The organism is Streptomyces sp. MCA2 (assembly GCF_023544705.1).
GTDB lineage: Bacteria > Actinomycetota > Actinomycetes > Streptomycetales > Streptomycetaceae > Streptomyces > Streptomyces decoyicus.
On the sequence record NZ_JAMJFM010000017.1, the window covers coordinates 137,091 to 158,830 of the forward strand.

Below are 21,740 nucleotides of genomic sequence, written 5' to 3' on the forward strand. Positions count from 1 at the left end.
GGCCGGCCTGGACTGCCCGTCCGGCCAGCACCCCGCCTACCAAGAACGGAGTGGTGATGACACGCGTACGACACAGCCTGTACCAGTGTGCCGGGCAAGGGATGCTGCGCGCTGCGGTGAACCTCGCCGCCCCGGCCATGCCGTCCTGGCCGGGGCGAGCGGCCCCACTTGAAGAGTGGCGTTCGTGGCTGAGCACAGTGTGGGGCGACGGCCCCTTCCGACAGGCGGTGTCCAGCGCCAGCCCGGATCTGGCCCTCCAGGTGCAGGGGATCCTAGACGGCCGGTTCCCGAAGCTGCGCCGTGTGCGCCGAGCGGCACTGGCCACGGCCCGATACGCGATCCGGTACGAGCGCCGCTCCACCCCGTACGGCTACTTCGCCGGCGTCACGCTGATCGAGTTCGGCGACACGGCGGAGGTCCACTTCGGCCACCGCCACCAGGCCGTCACCCGTCCCGACCCGGTGGCGCTCGATGAGGCGATCAGCGCATGGGAGACGGACGGCACGCGGATGGCCGACGTCGACGTACGCGTCAATACCCTTGCCCAGCAGCGCGAGGGACACATCTACGTGCCGTCCGAGGGCGAGGCCGAGTTCCGCCTCGCGCTGAGCAGCCCCGCGCTCAGGTTCGTGCTCGACGCAGCGTGCTCCCCCATCCGCTACTCGCTCCTGGCGGACAAGCTCGCCGCCGAGTTCCCGGCCACCTCCGAACGCAACCGCGTCAAGCTGCTCGGAGAGCTGCTTCGGGTGCGGCTGCTGCGGTCGTCGCTGCGCGCACCAGCCACCGTCATCGACCCCACCGAACCTTTGCCGACCGCTCTGCTCGCGCAGGTGCGCGATCGCTCGGCGGCCACCGATTTGCGGCTGGACGCCACGGTGGTGCTGCCGCGGGAAGTCCTGACCGAGGCGGAGACCGCTGCGACCGTCCTTGCCCGGCTCGCCACGCACCCGAACGGCACTCCGGCCTGGCGCCGCTGGGTCGAACGGTTCACGGAGCGCTACGGCGAGCACACCGCGGTGCCGGTGGAGGTGGCGACAGACCCCGAGAGAGGTGTGGGCTTCCCCGACGGGTTCCTCAAGGTGGTCGAGCCTCCCCGCCCGATGTCCCGCCGCGACCGGCTCCTGCTGGAGCTGGCCGGAACCGCAGCGGTCGAAGGCACCCGCTCCGTGGCCCTGACCGGCGCGGTGATCGAGGAGCTGGAAGCGGCCGGGGAAAAGCCCAACCTCACCGCGCCTCACCTCGAATTGGCCGCTCAGGTACATGCCCGCTCGGTCCAGGCCCTGGAGCGAGGAAACTTTCGGCTCCGCGTGGTCACCGTCTCCCGCTCGGCCGGCTCGATGTCGGGACGGTTCTGGCACCTGCTCCCGGATACGGGGGCGATGTACACGGATCTGCCCACGATCGAGCCGGGCGCCGAGTTGGCCCAGCTTTCCTTCCACGCCGGGCGTGTCCCGGCCGACTTGCTCACCCGCGCCCCGCGCGTGCTGCCCCGGATTGTCAGCGTGGGCGAGTTCCGGCACCCCGGCGACGGTGTGCTGTTCCCATTTGACCTGGCTGTCAGCGTCCGCGGCGGCCGCCCCTGCCTGGTTGAGATCGCCACCGGTACGCACCTGGAACTACTGGCTCCGACCGCGATCAACTTCCTCTGGAACAACTACACGCCGCCGATGGCCCGGTTCCTGGGCGAGATCAGCCGGGCCACGGCACCGCAGGTCACCTGGTTCGACTGGGGCGCGGCCTGGACGCTGCCCTTCACCCCGGCACTCACCTACCGGCGCTCCATCCTCGCGGCCGCGCGGTGGAAGGTGCGGACTCGGGATCTGCCCGGCCGTACCGCACCTATCGAGGAATGGACAGAGCAACTGCACGCCTGGCGAGGCCATTTCCGGGTGCCGGAGCGCGTGCTGCTGGCCGAGGACGATCAGCAACTCCCTCTCGATCTGAGCCAGGACATGCACCTGGACCTTCTGCGCGCTCACCTGGACGCCAGCCCCATCGGCGTCGCAACCCTGCACGAGGCGCCGCCGCCCGACGCCGATGGCTGGATCGGCGGACGGGCCCACAGCCTCGTCCTTCCCCTGGCCGCACGCTCATGACGAGCACGACGCTCCCGTCCCGCACGCAGGACCTCTCCGAGGGCGCTCTCGGGATGGTGCTGCTGGACTTCGAGCGCGGTGACCTGTCCAATGCACGGCGCCACCTCGCGCAAGCCGTCGCACACGGCGTGAGCGCCGGAGGCAACGCGTCCCTGTTCCACGGAGCCCCCGCGCTGGAGTTCGTGCTAGCCCGCACCGGACATGCCGGCCGCCACGTCCACGGAGTCGTCGACCGCGTCGTGGATGCCCGGCTGGCCGCAGCACGGCGACGACAGGCGTCCGGGGCTCTGCCCAACCTCGCGGAATGGGACCTCATCCGCGGCCTGGCCGGTCTGGGCGCGCTTCTCCTGACCCGCGGAGCACCCTCCACCCGGCTGACGGACGTGCTGGCCTACCTCGTTTCCCTGTCACGGCCGGTCCACATCGCGGGCCGGGAGCTGCCGGGATGGTGGTCCGCGGTCGGGCCCGCAGGTGAGGAGATGACCGGCGGGCACGGCAACAACGGCATGGCGCACGGCATCGCCGGTCCCCTGACGGTGCTCTCTCTCGCTGCTCGACGCGACGTCCAGGTGCCGGGGCAGCGCGAGGCGATCGAGGTGTTCGCGCGCTGGCTGGACAGGTTCGGCGGGTGCTACTGGACCACCCGCTCCCAACTGGACGCCGCCGAGCTGCCCGAGTCGGAGCCCGCCCGCCAGTCATGGTGCTACGGCCAGCCCGGCATCGCCCGCGCCCAACAGCTCGCCGCGCTTGCCCTGGGCGACCCGGCCCGACGCCAGGCGGCAGAGGACACCGTCGCACGCACGCTGACCGACCGCTTCCACCTCGCTCGGATCACCGACGCCACGCTGTGCCACGGCTGGGCCGGTCTGGTAACGCTCGCCCGCACCGTTGCCGCCGACAGCCCCGCCCCCGAGCGCTTCACCCTTGCGATCGGCGACCTGCAACAGCGCCTGGCCGCAGACCTCGACCGGCTGGCCAAACCCGGCTTCATGGAGGGCCGCAGCGGCGCGCAGCTCGCCCTCACCGGCACGAACGCCACGGACTGGACCAGCGCTCTGCTGATCACCTGACCCCGCACCGATCCCACCGACAAGGAGCCCCCACGCGTATGGACTTCGACGACGAGAACCTTCCGATCACCCCCGACACGCCCTGGTGGCACGCCAGTGTGGCCTTCCCCGGAGGCGCGGTGAGCCCCGACGCCGCCCAGGTCCTGTCGGCCGCGCTGCACGACCAACGCTTCCACTTCCTGCGCAAGGACTCAGGGCTGCGACTGCGCACCGAGCGCCCTTCTGCCGCCGTGCTGGACCGCCTCGTCGCCGAACAGCAGGCCACCGGTTGGGTCGGCGGCGTCTACGAGCCGGAGACCGATGTTTTCGGCGGGCCCGAGGGCATGGACGTGGCGCACGACCTGTTCTGCGCCGACAGCCGAAGCGCCCTGCCCGACACCGGCAGCCCCGGCCCCCGCGAGCGCTGCGTGATGTTGCTGTCCGCCATGATTCGCGAAGCCGGCCTGGACCCGTTCGAGGCCGGAGACGTCTGGTCCCAGTTCGCGGCCGTGCGGCCCCCCGTCACTCCGCCCAACGGGGCCGCGCTCGACCGCTCGGTCTCAGCTATGCGGCGTCTGATGAACGCGGACGCCGGCCGTCGGCCGGACGCTGAACCGGGCTGGGCAGAGCGCGTCGCTGCCTTCGAGTACGCAGGCCGTCGCCTGCGTCAGCTCGCCACTGATGGACGACTGATACGTGGCCTGCGCGCCGTCCTCGCCCATCACGCGATCTTCGCGTTCAACCGCGCCAGCGTGCCTGCCGACGAGCAGGCCGCCACTGCGTGGTTGGGCCGCCAAGTCGCCTTCTCCACAGGGGAAGACGCCGACGTGTCTACCCGCCGGTCCACTTCTGCGGACCCTAACCTCGCTCGAATGGAGACCACCGTGACAGCCGTCACTGACCCCGCCGAACTGCGCGAATCCCTGGCGAACCGCCTCGTCGACAGCGGCCACCTGCGCACCCCCGCCACCATCGATGCCTTCCGTACCACCGACCGCCACCAGTTCCTGCCCGGCGTCGACATCGAGTCGGCGTACAAGGAGGACGCGGTCCCCATCAAGCACGACGAGCACGGCGAGATGATCTCCTGCATCTCCGCGCCCTCCATCGTCGCCACCCAGCTCGAACAGCTCGGCGCGCAGCCCGGCCACAAGGTCCTGGAGGCCGGCGCCGCCACCGGCTACAACGCCCGCCTGCTGGGCAAGCTCGTCGGCCCCAGCGGGCACGTGTGGACCCTGGACGTCGACCAGGACCTCGTCGCAGGTGCCCAGAAGAACCTCGCTCAGGCCGGGGCTACCAACGTCACCGCCATGCTGGCCGACGGCGCCGCCGGCCTTCCCGAGCACGCCCCGTACCACCGCATCCAGTTCACTGTCGGTGCGGGCGATGTCCCCGTGAAGATCCTCGACCAGCTCGCCCCCGGGGGACGCCTCGTTCTGCCCATGCGTGTTCGCGGCAGCATCAGCCGGAGCTTCGCCTTCGAGCGGGACGGCGACAACTGGTGGACCGTCTCCTGCGAGATGGCCACCTTCATTCCCCTGCGCAAGGGCGTCTGCGACGACATCTACACCCTCGTGCCCATGGCCGGTGAAGGCAACGTGCGGCTGGAGACCTTCAGCGAGCAGGACGTGGACCGCGACGCGATCTGCACTGTCCTGGACCAGCCGCAGACCAAGATCTACACGGGGGTTAAGTTCCGCGCGGGATCGCCGTGGGAATGGCTGTACCTGTATCTGGCCTGTGTGCTGCCCAACGGTCTGTCGCGCCTGCCCGGCGCACGCCCCGGCTTCACCCCGCACTTCGGCTGGGGGTCCATGGCCGCGCTCGACGGCGACTCCCTGGCCTACCTGACCATCCGCGAAGGCGAGGACGACGCGGGCCGGTTCTGGGAAGTCGGCGTCATCGGCCACGGCTCCCGAGGCGAGGCACTCGCCGAACAGGTCGCGAGCGAGATCCGCGACTGGGACGCGGGCTGGGGCAACACCGGGCCGGAGCCCGCCTTCCGCATGGCGGTCGGGAACGCCCGCGACAAGCTCACGGCAGCCGACCCGCGCTTCATCATCGACAAGACGTACAGCCGTCTCGTCGTCGACTGGCCGCGCAAGGGCTGAGCCGATGATCCCCGCGATGGCCAGCCGCATCCCTCTGGTCCGCCGCTCGAAGGCGCCGGCGCTCCCGCTGGACGACCGCATCACCCACCTCAACGCGCTGTCCATCGCACCCGCAGGCGCGAGCCACCACGACCTGGTGGCCCGTGCCTGCGGGGTCCTCAACTACGCAGCGCTGATCGCCTCCGACGTCGGGATGCCCGCCCTGGCAGCCGACCTGTGCTGGAGACAGCACCAAGTCTTCGCGGCCGCCGAGCGCCTGACGGGCGATGTCGCTGTGATGTCGTTGATGCCCCTTATCAATGTCTCCCGGTTGCTGACCCGCGAGGGCGACGGCGAAGCCGCCTACAACGTCCTTGCCCGCCTCTACCGCGCCGCCCAGAAGCGAGGGGCAGCCGAGATCCAAGGACGCACCGTCGACCTGTGGGCACTGACCGACACGGACGCGAACCACCGCAAGGTCTGCCAGGAACTGTGGGTCACCGTGCTCGTCGACGGCGCCCGCGCCCTGGCACGGATCGGCCGCTGGGCCGAGGCCGCCGACATCATGGCCAAGCACCGCGGCATCGGAAACCGCCTTCTCGACGGCCGCCAACTCCAGATCATGGCGCTAATGGAACGCGGCCTCGACCAGCAGGCTCGCAACGCGATCGACACCACGGTCCCCACGGAACCGTGGGAGAACGCCATCGCGGCCCTCCTGCGCATCCACTGCCGACCCGCGGCCTCGCCAGCACCGCAGCAGGAGTTGGACCTCGCTCTGCAAGAGGCAGCCGCGCTGATAGCTACGCCCGAACCCTCGACAGCAGCGTTCCAGACCAGAGCCGGACTGACCGCGCTCGATCTGGCCCATGACCGAACCAGCCCCCACACGCCCCCGCTGCAGGATGCCGTGGCGAACGTGGCCATTCTCGACGCCTACGCCGCTCGCGACGTCCTGAACCACTCCGTGACCCGCCCCGACCTGACCACCGCGCAGAAACAGAAACTCGACGCCGTACTCACCGCATCAGGACTCGGCACAGGGCATCTCTCAACAACCCACATGCAGACCCTCACTGAGGCCGTAGACAAAGCGGAGGTCGCCCTCCGCGGGCTTCTGTGACCGTCCCGCAGACGATCCGTCCGGCCGACACTGCGCCAAGCGATCACCGCCCAACGGACTGCCCCATGACGACTCCCGCCTGAGATCAACCCACGACCGCCACCCAGGAGCATGACGTGAAACGCCCCGCCTGCCAGGGCGGCGGCACGCCAGCGCCACTGCCCTCCGGGCGATGCCCGCACGCCCCTCCCGGACTTGCATCGACCAAGGCGACGCAAGCCCACGAAGGAGTGAAACGCACCGTTCGAGTGCCGGCCTGCATCCACAACCAAAGCCGCGCCCACCTTCCGCCACCGAATAGAACGTGCATCCACTAACTGCCCCCTCTTCACCCGTTACGGGGAGCGGGATGGGCCGTTCTTTAGAGCACCTGTGCCCACCAACGCTCGTTCCGGAGGAGCCATGAACCCTGTGCAGGTCGACGCACATCAGCCCATTCGATTCGAACGGTGGCGGCCCGCGGCCGTAGCGGCGGGCCTCCCCAGGCACGTGATTGACGCCTCTGCCCGGCCTTTTCTCCCCTCATCCCGTCCGGATACGTGGTGGTGGGCATGAAGCTGCGGAGCTCTGTGACCCGCTTGGTCCGGGCCGTGAGGCGCGACGGCGAAGGAGGAACCCACATGAAGCGCCAACAGACAGAAGCGGACGGCGTCTCAGCGGCGGAACGCGAGCTGTTCGGGGGACGGCTGCGCTGGGACCAGTCGTACATCGGGCACGAAGATGTGGTCGCCCGTATGGGGTTCGGGCAGATGGCCGCCGCGCTGCCGCGCATGGTGGGTGTGGTCTTACGTGCCGGGTGGACCGCAGACCGACGGGCCCTGACCGGCCTGGTGGTCTCACAGATCGCACAAGGTGTGACGGCCGCGCTCGGCCTGGTGGCCGTCAATGGTGTGCTCAACCAGTTGTTCGCGGACGGCCCGACCGGAGACAAGCTGCGACAGTCACTGTCTGCGCTGCTGGTGCTGGCGGTCGTCTCCGTGGGGGCGGCGCTGCTGTCGGCCTGGTCGACAGCGATGTCCGGTCGGCTGGAACCGCAGGTCGAGCGGGCCGTCTCCACCCAGTACTACCGAGCCGTGACACGGGTGGAGGTCGAGGCTACAGAACGGCCCGACGTGCAGCGGGACTTGGAGGCAGGGAAGTTCGGCACCGATTCCGCCAGGCGGATGCTCGGCCTGTCCGTGGGCGTCTCCGGCGTCGTGATCGGCATGGTGGCTGCGGCCGTGGTCCTGGCCTCGCTGCACTGGGCTCTTCTTCCGATGTTGCTGGCCATCGCTCTGCCCAAGGGCTGGGGGGCCGTGCGCTCCGCCCGCCGCGAATACATTTCGCGCCTGCACTGGGTCGACCACCGCCGGGCAGTGGCCAGTCTGTTGCAGTACCTGACGATGCCGCACGCGGCGGGCGAGATCCGGGTGCACGCGGCCTCCGCGCTGCTGCTGCGCGGGTACGGGGAGATGTCGGGGCTGATGGAGACCGAGCAGCGGCGCCTGGCCCGGGCCCAGGCTCGCACGGACCTCGTCGCCGGCGCGTTCTCCGGTCTGGCGTCTCTGGGTTGCTACGGGATGTTGTGGTGGCTGCTGACCAGCGGCGGGCTGCCGCTGGCGGTCGGTGGCACCGCGGTGGTCGCGATCCGCAACTCCACCGCCCGGCTCACCTCCCTCGTGCAGCAGGTCAACCGTATGTACGAGGAGATGTTGCAGCTCGGCGACACCGAGGCGGCCACTGAGCTGGCGGCGAAGCACGCCATCCCGGCGACGGGTGCGCCGCTCCCCTCCCCGGTGCGGGCCATTGAGGTCCAGGACGTCTCCTTCATCTACCCGGGGTCGACGACGTCCTCGCTGCGCGAGGTGAGCGTCACCGTGCGCCGGGGCGAGGTGACGGCGCTGGTGGGCGCGAACGGCTCCGGCAAGACCACGCTGGCCAAGCTCCTGGCCGGACTGCTGCTGCCCAACAACGGAGAAGTGTGGTGGGAGGGGGCTAACGGGGAACGGGTGGAGGTACGCGAGGCCGACAGGGCCCAGGTCTTCAGCTCCATCGGGCTGCTGGCGCAGGACTTCCCGCACTGGCAGATGACGGCCGCTGCGAACATCGCCGTCGGTGCCGGTGACCGCCCGCGGGACATGCCCCAGGTCAAGGCCGCCGCACAAGCCGCCGACGTGGGAGACCTGATCGAGGGCTTGAAGCACGGATGGGACTCCATCGTCTTCAAGGGCTATGAACGCGGCGTGGAGCTTTCAGGCGGGCAGTGGCAGAAGCTGGGCAACGCCCGCAGCCGCTACCGCGACGCGCCGTTCCTCCTGGTTGATGAACCCACCTCCGCCCTCGACCCGCACGCCGAGATCGAAGCGTTCGAGCGCCTGCGGTCCATGGCCGGCAACGGCACCGGGGTCGTGCTGATCACCCACCGTCTCGCCGCGACCGCCACCGCCGACCACATCTACGTCCTCGATGACGGGCGCATCGCCGAACACGGCACGCACGACCAGCTCATGACCGCCGGTGGCCTTTACCACGGCATGTTCCAAGCGCAGGCCGCCCAGTACGGAATCGCCCTTCCCCCGGCAGACGGACTCCCCGCACCTCGGCGCGAAGCCACGCGTGAGCACAAGAGAGCCCGGTGAGCACTGCTCACAGAACCCCGCCGAACGCCCTCCCCAGGCGGCGCTCCGGCGCCGAACTTCCCCCCCTGTCGATTCCGAGGTGATGACATGCCGCCCAGCCGCTCCCTCATCCGCAGCACCGTCGAGGCGTATCTCGAACGCCACCCGGACGAGCGTTCCGGCCTTGACGCTCTCCTGACAGCTCTCGACTGCCCTGCCGACCCGACCAGTCGCACTACCCTCCCCGGCCACGTGACCTGTGGCGCCATCCTGATCGACGACACCGGCCGGGTGCTGCACATCCATCACCGTGCCAGCGGGAAGGTCCTCGCCCCTGGCGGCCACACCGAGCCCGGCGATGAGACGCTCGCCGCGGCGGCCCTGCGCGAACTGCACGAAGAGGCCGGCATCCCACCACACGCCGTATCCGCCTGGCCCGGGTACGCCAGTGTGCCCTTGGACATCGATGTGCACGACATCGACGCCAGTCCAGCGAAGAACGAATCGGCCCACCAGCACTACGACCTGCGCTTCCCCTTCCGCCTCGTCGAGCGCGAGGCGGCCATCACCCTCCAAGTCGAAGAAGTCTCCGGGTGGGAGTGGCGCTCCCTGGACCGCGTCACCTCGCCCACGCTGCGCGAAAAGCTGCTCAAGCTCGGCTCCTCCGCCGCCGTAGCCGAGCCAGTGAATGCCTCGGCCCTGATCCACAACGACGCCGGACAGTACCTCCTTCACCTGCGTGATGACGTTCCCGGCATCTGGGAACCGGGAGCCTGGTCGCTCCTGGGAGGCGGCCGTGAAGCGCAGGACCGGTCGCTGGAAGAGACCGTCCGCAGGGAACTGCGGGAAGAAGCCAGCCTCGATCTGCCGGACTTGGAGCCGTTCGCCGTCGAGGAAGCACGCAGCGACGACGGCGCAACGATCTCCATCGCCATCTACTCGGGCCGCTGGAACGGCGCCCCTGCCGACCTCACCATGACCGAAGGCGTGATGCTGGCGTGGTTCGACCCTGAGGTCCTCCCCCGGCTGCGGATCAGCCCCTCAACCGTCGACCTGGTGAAGCGCCACGCTGCACGTGCAGGCGGGTCCGGGCTCGCGGGGACGCCCCGTCCGCCGACCACGCAGGTACCCGCGCCGAGCGGGGCCGTTCTGAACGTCATCGGCGTCCACCTCTATCTGGAGGACACCGAAGGGCGAGTGCTGCTCGGGCTGCGCCACCCCGACTCGGCCTACGCCGCCTCCATGCACCACTTCCTCGCGGGCCACTGCGAGCGCGAAAGCGCCGTGACCTGCCTCGTGCGGGAGGCGCAGGAGGAAGCCGGGCTGGTGATCGACCCCGGAGACGTCGAACTCGCCCACGTGGTCCACCTCGTGGACGCCTCCGGCTACACCCCGCGGATGGGATTGGTCTTCCGGGCCCGGTCCTGGTCCGGGAGTCCCGAGATCCGGGAGCCCGACAAATGCATCGGCTGGCGCTTCTGGAATCCCGAAGAGCTCCCCGAGCCGGTCGTTCCGTATACCCGGGCCGCCATCGAAGGCATCCGTGCAGGCCGCCTCTATACGGAGATGGGCTGGTCATGACCGCTGAGGCGAGCCGAGGAACGGACCGAACCAGCACGCAAGGCGGCGTGCCACCCCGGCGGGGCAGGGACCGGCCGACAGGGGCAGGCGGCCCAGGAGCCGCCCCCGCAGGTGAAGCCGCATCCGCGCGGGCACAGATGGTCGCCCGACTGGAGGCGGCCGGTGCCCTCGTCCCCGGCCTGGTGCGTGAGGCCCTGCTCGCGCTGCCTCGCGAGGTGCTGATGCCGCAGGCGTACGTCCGCCGCAGCGCGCTCGATGAACGTCCGCCGCGCTGGGACCTGCTGGACTGGTCGGAACCGGGTGACCGCGAGGAGCTGCTGGCGGTGCTCTATGGCGGCGAGAGCGTGCTCATCCAGCACGACGGGGAGCCGCTCCTGGACCGGCCGAGAGGTGCTCGCTCGGACGGGGCGATCACGTCCATGTCGACCGTGATGAGCCTGACCTCCTCCTTACTGGAGGAGCTGGATCTGCACCCCGGGCAGCGGGTGCTCGACATCGGCACCGGCGCCGCGGTGACCGCGGCGGTGGCCTGCCACATCTGCGGGCCCACGGCGGTGGTCACCCTCGACCGCGACCGGAACATCGCGACGGCCGCCCAAGCGCGACTGAAGGCACTCGGGTACCGGCCCGCCGTGGTGAGCGGGTGCGGACAGGACGGCTGGGCCAAGGGCGCCCCGTACGACCGGATATTCGTCTCCTTCGCCCTCCCGCGCGTGCCGGAAGCGTTGGTCAGCCAACTCGCGCCCGGAGGCAGGCTATTGGTCCACATCACGACGGCGTCGCCGTCGTGGCCCGCACTGGCCGTGGTCTCCCGGCATCCGGAGGGGCGGATCGTCTCGCAACTGCGGGCGGTGGAGTTCGCCCACCGCGCGGGGCACGGCCGCAAGCAGCTCTTCCTGTCCCGGCAGCTCCGCGAGCGCACCGAGACCCGGCACGCCGACGGTGCAGAGGTCCGGCCCTTCCGCTCGTTTGCGGTGCCGCCGCCGGAGGAGGCCCGCGGCTTCTGGCTCGCGCTGGACTCGCTGCACCCGGGCCTGGTGCGGCACCGGGGGGTCGAAGACCTGGCGATCGGCGCGCCCGACTGCGGCTCCTGGATGGTCGCCCACCCGGACAGGACCGGCACATGGGAGGTCACCGCCAGTGGACCACGGGACATCTGGGCCGAGATCCATGAAACGGCCCTCCGCTGGCGGGCCGCCGGCGAGCCGGAGAGCTACCGGCTCGACCTGGAGCCCGATGGCGAACAGCGGATGAGCGCCGGCCACGGACCGGGCGCCTTGACCTGGCGGCTCCCCGCGCCCGACACAGAAACCGAGGAGGCAGCGCGATGAAGCACACCACCACCGGAATTGAGCCGACGCGGACGCAACCCGGCACCCCCGTACGGTCCGGCGGATGCCTGTGCCGGCGGATCCGGTTCACGATCGTCGGGAAGGCCGACTACCCCCACACCTGTAGTTGCCCGCACTGCCAGAAGCTGTCGGGTGGCCCGATGATGTCCTGGGCCTCCTTCCCGCTGAGCGGTCTGACCTGGACCGAAGAGGGCGGCGAGCCGGCCTGGCACTACACCTGGCCGGATTCGCGGCGCGGCTTCTGCCCGAGCTGCGGCAGCCAGCTGTGCGCTCTCGACGACGGGGCCACCAGCATCGCGATCACCCTGTCCGCGCTGGACGACGCAACCGGCCTCGTGCCGGTCAACCAGAGCTTCCGCGAGGACGCCGTCGCCTGGCTGCCCCAGGTTCCCGACACCCAGCACCGCAGCATCACCTGACCCTCCACTCAGCCGTGCCCCGGACGCGTGGCCTCCGCTGCGCGCACGTCGCAGGTGACACCGCTCTCGGTGCGAACGTCCTCGCCTTCTGGAGCGCCTCCGCCTACAACACCGGCCGGCTGCACGATGCCGCGAACATGGCCTCCACCGGACTCACCGCCGTAGCAACCCCCCGCGTCGAAGCGCTCCTCACCTCACGTCGAGGTCGGGCCCGCGCCCACCTGGGCGACCCAGCCTGCTGGAACGACTTCGACCGAGCACAGAGCCTCCTGGCCGACGCGGGGGGCCACCAAGACCCGGACTGGGCCTACTGGTTCGACGAGACCGAACTCCTCGCAGCCCGCGCATCCAGCTACCGTGACATGGGGCAACCAAGCTCCGCTGCACACGGGTTCGCACAAGCCCAAGCCCTCTTCGACCCCAACTGCGTGCGTACCCGAGCGCTCTACCTCGCACGCCAGGCCGACACTTACTTCGAGCAGCGAGAAATCGAACGCGCATGCACCACGGCAGGTGAGGCCCTCGACCTGACCGAGGCCATCAGCTCGCACCGCACCACAGAACCCCTACTGAGCCTGGCCAGCCGACTCGCCGCGTTCGACACGCCCACCACCCGCGAGTTCAACGAACGCGCCCAGAGCGCGCTCACCGCCTAGTTAGCCAACGTCCGTTCGACGAAGGGGACGGTGCGGGCCGCAAGGTCATACAGGGTGTCGATCACTTGCCAACATCATGGGAATCGACGGCTGCCGAGACCAGTCATGCACCCTCGCCAGCTCCATCAATTCATGCGGATCACCGAGGGCTTCGCACCGCTTCCCCCACCGTGCGGAGCTGGACGACCTCGCCCTCTCGCCCTGCCGTCGAACGAGTGGGCCCCCAATTAGAGAGGCGTGTCCGAAGCCTCAAACGGCAATGATCAGCTCCACGCCAGCATCAGTGGAGCACGTGGTGACAGCCGACAGGTCCGCTATCACCACGTCGGCGTCAAGGGCGCTGGCGTCATGGGTCGTCGTGACAGCTACCGTTGCCATCCCCGCCGCACGCGCCGCCGCGAGTCCCGCCGGGGCGTCCTCGAACGCAACACAACGCTTGGGGTCGACACCCAAGCGCTGCGCCGCGAGGAGAAACGGCTCCGGGTCGGGCTTGTGGTGAGTGATGTCATCCACCGTGACGACGTGAGCCGCGCGCACTCCTGCGGCTGCCAGGCGCGCGTCGGCGACCCTGCGCGTGCCGGAAGTAACCACAGCCCAGCGGTCTACCGGCAACGACGCCAACAGCTCCCGCGAACCAGGGACGGGGACGACCCCTCCGGCGATGGCGTCGTCGACCTCTGCCTGTTCAAGCAGAGCCACTGCCGAAGCCACTTCTTCAGCTGGCAGAAGGTCGGCCACGATGGCTGCGGCTGGTCTGCCGTGCGGCTGAACCTCCATGATCTCCGCGATCGTGAGGCCATGAGCGTCCGCCCATTGCAACCAGCAACGCAAAACCGACTTCATAGACGAAACGAGCGTTTCGTCGCTGTCAAAAAAGAGCGCTTCGGCCGAAAACTTCATGGTGATTGACGATACCTCGCAACTCACCTCCATCGACACGGCGGCCTAGCCCAGCAGTAGACCCCTCCCACATCGGAATTTAGGGCGACAAACCACCTGCATAGGCAAGTAGATGGCAGGTGAATCAAGTGAGGCGTAGAGCACATTTTCAGCCACTCGAAGAATCCGCGACGAGCCACGGGCTCGCCAACTCCCCCCAGGCGACCGGCGATCGATGCCCGGAACGCCGCGCGGCGCGACGGGAGATTGCATCGAGCGGGTTCACTCGAGTGTTCTATGATCACCGACACATCCCGAGGTGGAACACGGCATTCCGCTTTCGATTTCAAGGCATTTCGCGCGTGCTGCCATGGAAGACGCGACTGCGTGGCGCTCAGATCAGTTGAAAGGTGTGGTGATGGGGCCCTTGCGCCTGACCGGCGAGATGCGCCTGCTACGCAAGCGTTGCGAACGTCAGCTGGCCGACCTGCCCATCCCCTCGCCCTTCAGCCTCCTGGGACTTGTTGGCGAGATTGAAGCGGTGCGCGGGGGCCAAATCCACCTCGTGCCCGTGTCGGATGCGCACGGGGATATGCGGACGGCTTGCGGGCTCCGCGTCACCGTAGAGCGCTTGAATTCGACATTCATCCTCTATAGGCCACGCCCCACCCCCAATCAGACTGAGCACGTGATCATCCACGAAATAGCTCACCTCTGGTTCGGCCATGGCAAATCGCTTACCCGGGAAGAGGAAGAGCAGCTCCTGCCTCCGCTGTTCCAAGCATTCCTTGCCGATGTTCGAAGGGATGGCCCAGTAATCCACCAAGCGCGAGCGCATTACGACAGTCACGAGGAGCGTCAGGCAGAGTTCTCGGCCTCACTCATCAAACGGCTAGCGCGCAAGCGAGCAGCCTCCGGAACCGACCTCATCAGCGTGATGGAAGCAAGCCTCACGCACCCGCTGGCACCGCCACGTGGACACCTGCCGTAGGGGGCTGCCGTGGAGTATCTGATTCTGGCCGTTTCCGTAGCGATGACCACCGTAGCGATATGGCGGTTGCCAGGTGCCCTCCGATACAGGGATCCCCTCCGACGCACGCTGTGGGGGTGCAGTGCGGCCTTCGCCTTCACGCTGTGGACTCGCTTCCCCCCAATCAGGGAAGCACTGGCGCTGCTTGGCATAGTCGACTTCGACGCCTTGGTGAAGTATCTGGTCTCCATTGCCGCTTGCCTGTCAATGCTCACCTACTCCGTGACCAGTTACTTGCTCGCCGGAGACGACGCCCCCAGGCACATCGCCATCTCGCGGACGGTTGCCCGGGTCGCGAGGAGGTCGCTCCTCGTCGTCGTTCCAGCAATGCTATTGCTGTTCTTCTTCGCCATCGATCGGATGCACCCCAGTCCAGATTTCGCCGCCGATCATGCCGGCGAATGGGGGGCGGCGTCCTTCATGACGTGCTACTACCTCTACCTGGGGGCGTCCGCCTGGGCGGTCGCATACCAGTGGACGCATGTGGCTTTTCGGGCTGAGACAGTGGTGTTCCGCCTCGGTCTGGCCCTCGGCGCCGCCTCGACCTGGCTTTACGCCCTGTACGCAGTAATGCGCCTGACGTACATGTGGATTGCCATGCTCATACCCACCCCCGCGAACGTCGACCACATCGTCGAAAACGTGGGAAACGCATTCAACGTACTGGCCGCGACCCTATTCGTTACCGGTGCAAGCCTTCCCACCACCAACGTAGCGGCTGATCGCCTGCGAACCTGGCGGTCATTGTGGTCCCTGCACACCCTTCGAAGTGAGCTGACCGAAACATTTCCGGATATCACTTTCCAACCGGCTGGTAGCCGCCTCCGGGAAATGACGCGCCTCACTCCCCCTCTGGACGTCCGGCTAGACGGATGGATCCAGGAAGTGGGCGACGCCGTCAATCGTCTACGGCACCACGCAACGCCCGAACTGTGGCCCGCCGCCGAAGAGACGGCCCTCAGCCACTCCGACCCGGAACCGGCCGCGGAGGCTCATTGGATCAGGGCCACGCTTGCCTCGGCCACCCGCGGCTGCCGCTCCGCGGTGCCGGCCGGGCCCCTGCCGGAAAAGCCGTTCGGCACCGCCATCGGCGAGGCCGCCTGGCTACGTCGAGTGCAGGCTGTCTACACCAGGATCCGCCCGCAGGAGACGGAGGAGCTGCTTGCCGAGGCCGGCAGGCCCTGCCTTCGTCAGCGGGAAGCGTGTGAGGCGCACTCGGCCTGACAGGCATCGGGAAGAGAAGCTGACCATCAGCTAGCCGGACACGGTCCGGCAGGGGTGGCCACCAGGGCCCGCGGTCAGCCCAGGACGCGACCTCGACGCTAGCCCTCTTCGGGCCGGGACGCGTTCTCGTGGCGCACAAGGACCTCGGATAGCGTCGCCAGCATGGCGGCTGAAACTCCCTCGCTGGCGCCGCGGGCTGCCACGGCGACGCCGTCACTTCGCATGAGGCTCAGGAACTGGAGCCGGTCCAGGATCTGCCGCTCGACCAATTCCCCAGGGGCGAAGTACCACGGCTGGACGCCAAAGGCCGCTCCCAACCCGGCGAAAAGACTGTCGGCGGGCAGGCTGGCCTGTACTTCAGCAGAGTCCCGACTGTCGGTCCGCAGCGCCTCGACGCCCGCCGCGTCAACGGCGGGGAAGCCGGCCGCGGCGTTGACTGCGTCCGCGATTTCCCCGTCCGAGAGCGGCTTCCGCTGAAGGAAGGCGCTGATCTTCTCACCGAGGGTCTGAGGCGGTCGATCTTCGGGACTGCGGGCGCTGGATTTGGTGAAGGATCGCTTCTGCGCTTCCTCCAGCTTTTCGCGCTTCACCTTGTAGAGGTGAGCGAGGGGTTCGACGTAGTCGGTATTGAGCGGCCGGGTTCCTGCTTCGGCATTGGACAGGGGAAGACGACTGATGCCGAGGGCCTTCGCCGCATCCAGCTGGGTGTATCCGGCATCGCAACGCAGATCCTTCAGATCCGGTGGCCCGATCCGAGGGAAGAGCACATCGAGTTCTTGACCCAGAGCCTTCGCAAGGGCCGGCAAACGCTCTGGGGAAGGGGCGGTGTCGGACCGTTCCCAGTCTCCGATCGCATCCTTGCTCGCACCGACCAGGCGCGCCAGGTCGGATCGCTGGAGTTTCGCGACTCGTCGTGCGGCCAGCACGCGCCCGCCGTCAAACTGGCGAACCGACACTGCACTCTCCTGACTCTGGATCGCGGCCATCGATGAGCACAGCCTACCCGCGCTTGATGCACAAGCCCACCTAGCGTAGGTTTTGTGCATCACGGCAGGTGGGGGGCTGCTTCGGCCTCCATCGTGGCATTTTCGCTTCAGCTTACTGGCTGATCGCGCCCACCGGCCGGACCGAGCCCGTCGACCATGAACGGAAGAGCGCACGCATGCATTCCGCTCCCCACCCTCACTCTCTGCAACTAGTACAGAGATTAAGAACCAACTCTGGATCTTGATCCGCTCTCGTGCGTATGTTCGTTGTCCCCGGGCGCACCGCCCGGCAGCACGAATGTGAGGAGCACGGTAGAGCGACGACGTTGAGGTCCGCATACAGCGGCGGCGTCCGAGAGCTGGAACTCCCGGACGCCGAACGCTTAACGGCATAACCCGCCCCGGCAAGGGCGGAGATTGCCCACCATCACCACGCTGATCCCATTCCACCGGGCGCTTCAGCGTGGCAACACCAAGGGGATTGTTGCATGCCTCCTGCCCTGCGCAAAGGGCCATCCCGCCTGGCCTGCGCGGCAGAAACCTTCGCCTCGGCGCCACTTTGCTACGCGCCGGAGCACCCCAGCACGGCCTCGGCGAACGGTCGGCCCCGCCCCATGAGCGGGAGCGGCCGATGAGCAGCGACGCCCGCGAGTGGGTGTGGGAGAACAGCTCCAGCAAGGGAGCTGGGCGCCTAATCATGCTGTCGCTCGCCGACCGAGTGGCCGACGAGCAGTGCATCGCCTGGGCCTCCCTGACCAGCCTGGAGAAGCGCACAAACGCCTCACGGTCCACCGTGCGCGAAGCCCTCGACCGTCTGCTCGCCAGCGGTGAGCTGGAGCAGCTGGACGACCTGGTCGGCCCGCAGCGCAGCACGGTATACCGCCTGCCCCTCGCCGCGACGGCCGTGGCTCAGGCCATGAGGGAGCAGGACGGCGACAACGCGTCGCCGGATGAGCCCGAGGCCAGCCTGACGCTCCGAATATCGGCTCTGCGGCGGTACGGAATCCGCCCCCGCGAAGTACCGGAATCCCCCGGCACGGTCCGGAATCCGGCAGGTCCGGAATCCGGTACCTCGCGACGGAAACCGGCACAGCGGCGTGCCGGAAACCGGCACAGCGGTGTACCGGTATCCGGTCCCCAGAACCGTAGTGAACCGAAGGTGAACCGGAGGTACAGCAGTAGTGGTACCGCCGTCATCCCGGCCAGCGAGTGGCAGGTCGACCCAGACACCCACACCTGGGCCCGCCAGCAAGGCCACCTCGACCGCCTCGGCCAGGAGGGCCTCGCCGCCGCCGACGCGAAGTGGCGTGCCCACCGCGCCGACTTCAAGCCCCGGTCGGCGGGTGCCTGGGCTGCCGACTGGCGCTCCTGGATCGCCAGAGAGCGCGCCCAAGGCGGCCCGCAGCTCTACGCCGTGCCCGGCAGCGGCCCCGCCCAGCCGAGCGGGATGACCCGCGCCGAAGCCCACACCGCAGCCCTGCTCGCCGCCCTCGACGAGCCGACCGGATCGGAGTAGCCATGGACCGCCGCGAACTCGCCGCCCTGCTGGCCTACATCGGCCGACTCGACCCCCGCAGCATCCGCACCGACAAGGGCGAGGCCCGCGACCAGCTCGCCACGTGGCACGAGCTGCTCGGCGACGTGCCGATGACCACGCCGCACGGCTGGGATGCCCGCGCCGCCGCCCGGCAGCACATCAGGATCTCGCCCTACCAGGTCCTGCCTGCGGACATCGCCCGCCCTTGGGAGAGCTACCGGCGCGACCGGCTGGCCCGGCACACCGACCCCACGCCGGGGGCTGACCCTGACGACCAGGCGGCCTGGACCGCCGAGCTGGTCGGCACCCGGCGCGCGGTGGCGGCCGGCAGCAGTCAGCCCGCGCAGTACCGGGCAATCACCAGCAGCCAGCTCGCCCCCGAGCTGAAGGCGCGGCTGCGGAAGAACGGCTCCTGCATACCGCCAGAGGTCCGCGTCGCCCTCGCGCCCTACCGGCCCGCTCGTGCGGCGCGCGAGGCAGCCGTCGCCCAGGGCCAGCCCGATGCCCTCGGCGTCATGTGCGATTGGTGCCGGGCCCAGATCGGCGAGCCATGCCGCCGCCGCCGTGTCGCCCCCGACGGCGGCGCACGCGGAACCGCAGCACGAGTCACCCCGCACCCTGGTCGCCTCGACCTCGCCGCCGCCCGGCAGGCCCAGGAGACCGAGCAGGGCCAGCCCGCCCTGGCGTGACCGACCACATCGGTGCACCCCATCCGGTGCCCCGACGCGACACCACAATCCCCCGGCTGCGGCGCCCGCCCTGCGGCGCCCGCCCTGCGGCGCCCGCCCTGCGCCGCAGCCGGCCCCCGACACCGCGTCCATCCGACACCGGCCCCCGACCGGCCGACGCGGCAGCACATCGGAGCCCCCCTTGCGCCACATCACCACCCACGAAGCGCCGGCCACCGGCCTGCGCAGCATCAGCGACACCAGCTGGCACACCCGCGGAGCGTGCCACGGCATGGACGTCGAGGACGCAGACGCCGTGTTCTTCCCGCTCCCCCGGGACCACGAAGCCATCGCCGAGGCGAAGGAGCTGTGCGGCTGGTGCCCTGTGGTCCCCGACTGCCTCAACTACGCCTTGGAGAACGACCTCAAGGAGGGCGTCTGGGGCGGGCTGACCGAAGCCGAGCGGCGCCCCTGGCATGACGGACTGCCTCAACGCCTCGACTACAGCCGTGTGATCGCGTTCTTCAACGGGCGCGACGTGCACCTGACCGAGTCCGAGCGCCAGATCGTCATCAACCACGCCTACGTCCGGGGCTGGCACACCGATCGGCTCGCCGCCGCCCTGCAAATCGGCCACAAGCACGCCCGTGACCTACTGCGGCAAGCAGCCCTCAAGGTCTTCGATCGCGACCGAACCCTAGGCGTGCCCCGCCGAAAGAAGAAGCGAACACCGAGCACCCGGACGACCAGGAGGCACACACCCACCAAACCCGACACGAAGCAGCCCGTGTCCGGCGCAGTGACCTCGCCCTCGACGGGCGCCCCTCTCGGAAAGGCCGCATGACCCTGACCCACCTGGCCCTCGGTGTCGTCCCGGAACCGTTCCTCCTCCTCGCCATCGGCATTCCCGTCGCCGCCCTCGCCCTGTCCCTAACCGGCTGGGCAGCCCGCCGCCGGAAAGCGCGTACACCGAATCGTTTCGGCAGCCCGGCAGTCAAGGTCGCCGCTCTCGCTGCGGTCGGCTGCACCGCCTACTCTGCCGACACGAGCTGGCGGTTCGCCGCCGACTTCCTGGACATGGCCGGCGTAGGCGAGCGAATCGGCATGTTCGCGGCAGCTGAACTCGCCCTGTTCGCCACCGCACTGATGGCCCGGCAGAATCTGGCGGTCCAGGGGGCACCCGGGCTGCCCGGGACGCTGGTCTGGGTCATCACCGGCGTGCAGGTGGTCCCTGCCTATGCCGAGAGCGGCCCCATCGGCGATACGGTCAGGGCATTCGTCGGCCCGATCATGGCGGCGATGCTGTGGCATCAGGCGATGGGCATCGAGCTGCGTCTGCGCACCCCAGGCGCCGCCTCCCACGGCCTGCTCGCCGTCCTGGGGCGGGAAGCACGCGAACGGCTGCTGTCCCGCCTTGGCATCGCCGCGCGAGATCGCGACGCTGCGCAGATCACCGCAGACCGCGCCACAGCACGCGCCGTCGCACTCGTCGTCCGCCTCGCCGAACGCACCCCCAAGCAGCAGCAAGGCTGGCGAGGCCGAGGACTCACGCGGCGACTGTCGAAGGCAATCGGACGGTCAGGAGTCGGCACCGACCCCCGCCAGCGCGCCGAGCTGCTCGACCAGCTCGCCGCCCGCCGGCACGCACTCACGCTCGCCACGGTCCCGCTGCCCTCCCCCTGGTCCCCGCTCCACGGCCAAAAGCCCGCCGTCACGGTCCCCCCCGGCAGCGCGCCCAGTGCCGCCGTATCGATCGGTGACCGGGGACCACGCGGGGACCGCACCCACCGGGGACCGGGGGCCGGGGACCACGCCGGGACCGGGAACCACGCCGGGACCGCACCCACCGGGGACCGGGGACCGGAGACCAACACCGGGACCGGGGACCAGGGACACAAGGTGCCCCTCCGGCGGAAGCCGACCCCAAGGACCACAACCCGTGGTAGCCGGTCCCGGAGTCCGCAGACGCAGCGTCCTCCGCGCGGGCCGGAGCAAACCGTGGAACAACTCGTCCAGCAGCTCCGCCCCCACGTCCCACCCCTGCTCAACCGGGACGGCAACGAGACGGTAACCCGGGTCCAGCTGCGGGAGATCCTCCGGCGCGAGGGCCTCGTGGGTGGCCGGAATGACCGACTGAGCCTCGTCCTGCAGCAACTGCGCAGCGAGACGAGCACGACGACAAGGAGCACCACCCGGTGAAGACCTGCCCCCAATTCGCTTCCCTCCGCGCTGAGTACGAGCGGGAGATCGGATTCCTGACCGCTCACTCAAAGCGCCATGCCGGGCGGCCGGCGGCCAAGTCCAGCGCAAAGCACGCCGCATCGACGAAGGAGCGAATGGCCCGGGCTCTCAGCGGCCACGTCGGGCGCTGCCCCGAGTGCGGCTGAAACCACGAGGCAGCAGCTCAAAACCCTGACTCGCCAGGGGTGGGCCCGCTCCACGCCGGGCCCCCG

General features: G+C 69.2%; 18 protein-coding genes. 16 read left to right on the plus strand and 2 right to left on the minus strand.

Features of this window, described 5'->3' with window-relative positions:
• Nucleotides 1-137 precede the first annotated feature (137 nt).
• From M8I34_RS16855 to M8I34_RS16895, 9 genes are all read left to right on the plus strand, one after another.
• On the plus strand, nucleotides 138-2,096 hold the full coding sequence (locus M8I34_RS16855; protein WP_250050276.1) for a lantibiotic dehydratase family protein: 1,959 nt from the start codon (nucleotides 138-140) through the stop codon (nucleotides 2,094-2,096).
• Nucleotides 2,093-3,166, plus strand: a complete 1,074-nt coding sequence (locus tag M8I34_RS16860; protein WP_250050254.1) for a lanthionine synthetase C family protein — start codon at nucleotides 2,093-2,095, stop codon at nucleotides 3,164-3,166. Before M8I34_RS16855 ends, M8I34_RS16860 begins: the two co-directional genes overlap by 4 nt.
• 38 nt (nucleotides 3,167-3,204) lie before the next feature.
• Nucleotides 3,205-5,256: a methyltransferase, FxLD system gene (gene fxlM, locus M8I34_RS16865; RefSeq protein WP_250050255.1), complete on the plus strand. Its 2,052-nt coding sequence runs from the start codon at nucleotides 3,205-3,207 to the stop codon at nucleotides 5,254-5,256.
• A gap of 16 nt (nucleotides 5,257-5,272) precedes the next feature.
• Nucleotides 5,273-6,358, plus strand: coding sequence for a hypothetical protein (locus M8I34_RS16870; protein WP_250050256.1), 1,086 nt, complete (start codon nucleotides 5,273-5,275; stop codon nucleotides 6,356-6,358).
• 620 nt (nucleotides 6,359-6,978) lie between these two features.
• On the plus strand, nucleotides 6,979-8,976 hold the full coding sequence (locus M8I34_RS16875; protein WP_250050257.1) for an ABC transporter ATP-binding protein: 1,998 nt from the start codon (nucleotides 6,979-6,981) through the stop codon (nucleotides 8,974-8,976).
• A gap of 87 nt (nucleotides 8,977-9,063) precedes the next feature.
• Nucleotides 9,064-10,536: an NUDIX domain-containing protein gene (locus tag M8I34_RS16880; protein WP_250050258.1), complete on the plus strand. Its 1,473-nt coding sequence runs from the start codon at nucleotides 9,064-9,066 to the stop codon at nucleotides 10,534-10,536.
• Nucleotides 10,537-10,673: 137 nt separating this feature from the next.
• Nucleotides 10,674-11,867, plus strand: a complete 1,194-nt coding sequence (locus M8I34_RS16885; protein ID WP_250050259.1) for a protein-L-isoaspartate O-methyltransferase — start codon at nucleotides 10,674-10,676, stop codon at nucleotides 11,865-11,867.
• Nucleotides 11,864-12,307 carry a GFA family protein gene (locus M8I34_RS16890; protein ID WP_250050260.1) on the plus strand — a complete coding sequence of 148 codons (444 nt, stop codon included), beginning with the start codon at nucleotides 11,864-11,866 and terminating at the stop codon, nucleotides 12,305-12,307. The genes M8I34_RS16885 and M8I34_RS16890 overlap by 4 nt, the downstream gene beginning before the upstream one ends.
• Nucleotides 12,308-12,321: 14 nt before the next feature.
• Nucleotides 12,322-12,963, plus strand: a complete 642-nt coding sequence (locus tag M8I34_RS16895) for a hypothetical protein (protein WP_250050261.1) — start codon at nucleotides 12,322-12,324, stop codon at nucleotides 12,961-12,963.
• Between the two features lie 249 nt (nucleotides 12,964-13,212).
• On the opposite strand, the gene M8I34_RS16900 is transcribed toward M8I34_RS16895, so the two are convergent.
• On the minus strand, nucleotides 13,213-13,863 hold the full coding sequence (locus M8I34_RS16900; RefSeq protein ID WP_250050262.1) for an HAD-IA family hydrolase: 651 nt from the start codon (nucleotides 13,861-13,863) through the stop codon (nucleotides 13,213-13,215).
• A 298-nt stretch (nucleotides 13,864-14,161) separates the two neighbouring features.
• On the opposite strand from M8I34_RS16900, the gene M8I34_RS16905 reads away from it, so the two are divergent.
• The gene (locus tag M8I34_RS16905; RefSeq protein ID WP_250050263.1) at nucleotides 14,162-14,833 is read left to right on the plus strand and encodes a hypothetical protein; all 672 of its coding nucleotides are present in this window, start codon (nucleotides 14,162-14,164) and stop codon (nucleotides 14,831-14,833) included.
• A gap of 9 nt (nucleotides 14,834-14,842) precedes the next feature.
• A complete protein-coding gene (locus tag M8I34_RS16910) occupies nucleotides 14,843-16,096 on the plus strand; it encodes an MAB_1171c family putative transporter (protein WP_250050264.1) in 1,254 nt (417 codons plus the stop codon).
• Nucleotides 16,097-16,194: 98 nt separating this feature from the next.
• On the opposite strand, the gene M8I34_RS16915 is transcribed toward M8I34_RS16910, so the two are convergent.
• Nucleotides 16,195-17,082 (minus strand): helix-turn-helix transcriptional regulator, encoded by an 888-nt coding sequence (locus M8I34_RS16915; protein ID WP_250050265.1) that lies wholly within the window; start codon nucleotides 17,080-17,082, stop codon nucleotides 16,195-16,197.
• Nucleotides 17,083-17,713: 631 nt separating this feature from the next.
• Here M8I34_RS16915 and M8I34_RS16920 point away from each other — a divergent pair.
• The 5 genes from M8I34_RS16920 to M8I34_RS16940 all read left to right on the plus strand — a co-directional run bounded on the left by M8I34_RS16920 (nucleotide 17,714) and on the right by M8I34_RS16940 (nucleotide 21,674).
• Nucleotides 17,714-18,598: a helix-turn-helix domain-containing protein gene (locus tag M8I34_RS16920; protein WP_250050266.1), complete on the plus strand. Its 885-nt coding sequence runs from the start codon at nucleotides 17,714-17,716 to the stop codon at nucleotides 18,596-18,598.
• A 2-nt stretch (nucleotides 18,599-18,600) separates the two neighbouring features.
• On the plus strand, nucleotides 18,601-19,308 hold the full coding sequence (locus tag M8I34_RS16925) for a hypothetical protein (protein WP_250050267.1): 708 nt from the start codon (nucleotides 18,601-18,603) through the stop codon (nucleotides 19,306-19,308).
• Between the two features lie 181 nt (nucleotides 19,309-19,489).
• Complete coding sequence (locus M8I34_RS16930; RefSeq protein ID WP_250050268.1) at nucleotides 19,490-20,131, plus strand: WhiB family transcriptional regulator; 642 nt, start codon at nucleotides 19,490-19,492, stop codon at nucleotides 20,129-20,131.
• 2 nt (nucleotides 20,132-20,133) lie between these two features.
• The gene (locus tag M8I34_RS16935) at nucleotides 20,134-21,486 is read left to right on the plus strand and encodes a hypothetical protein (protein ID WP_374210921.1); all 1,353 of its coding nucleotides are present in this window, start codon (nucleotides 20,134-20,136) and stop codon (nucleotides 21,484-21,486) included.
• On the plus strand, nucleotides 21,483-21,674 hold the full coding sequence (locus M8I34_RS16940) for a hypothetical protein (RefSeq protein WP_250050270.1): 192 nt from the start codon (nucleotides 21,483-21,485) through the stop codon (nucleotides 21,672-21,674). Before M8I34_RS16935 ends, M8I34_RS16940 begins: the two co-directional genes overlap by 4 nt.
• Nucleotides 21,675-21,740: the final 66 nt, after the last annotated feature.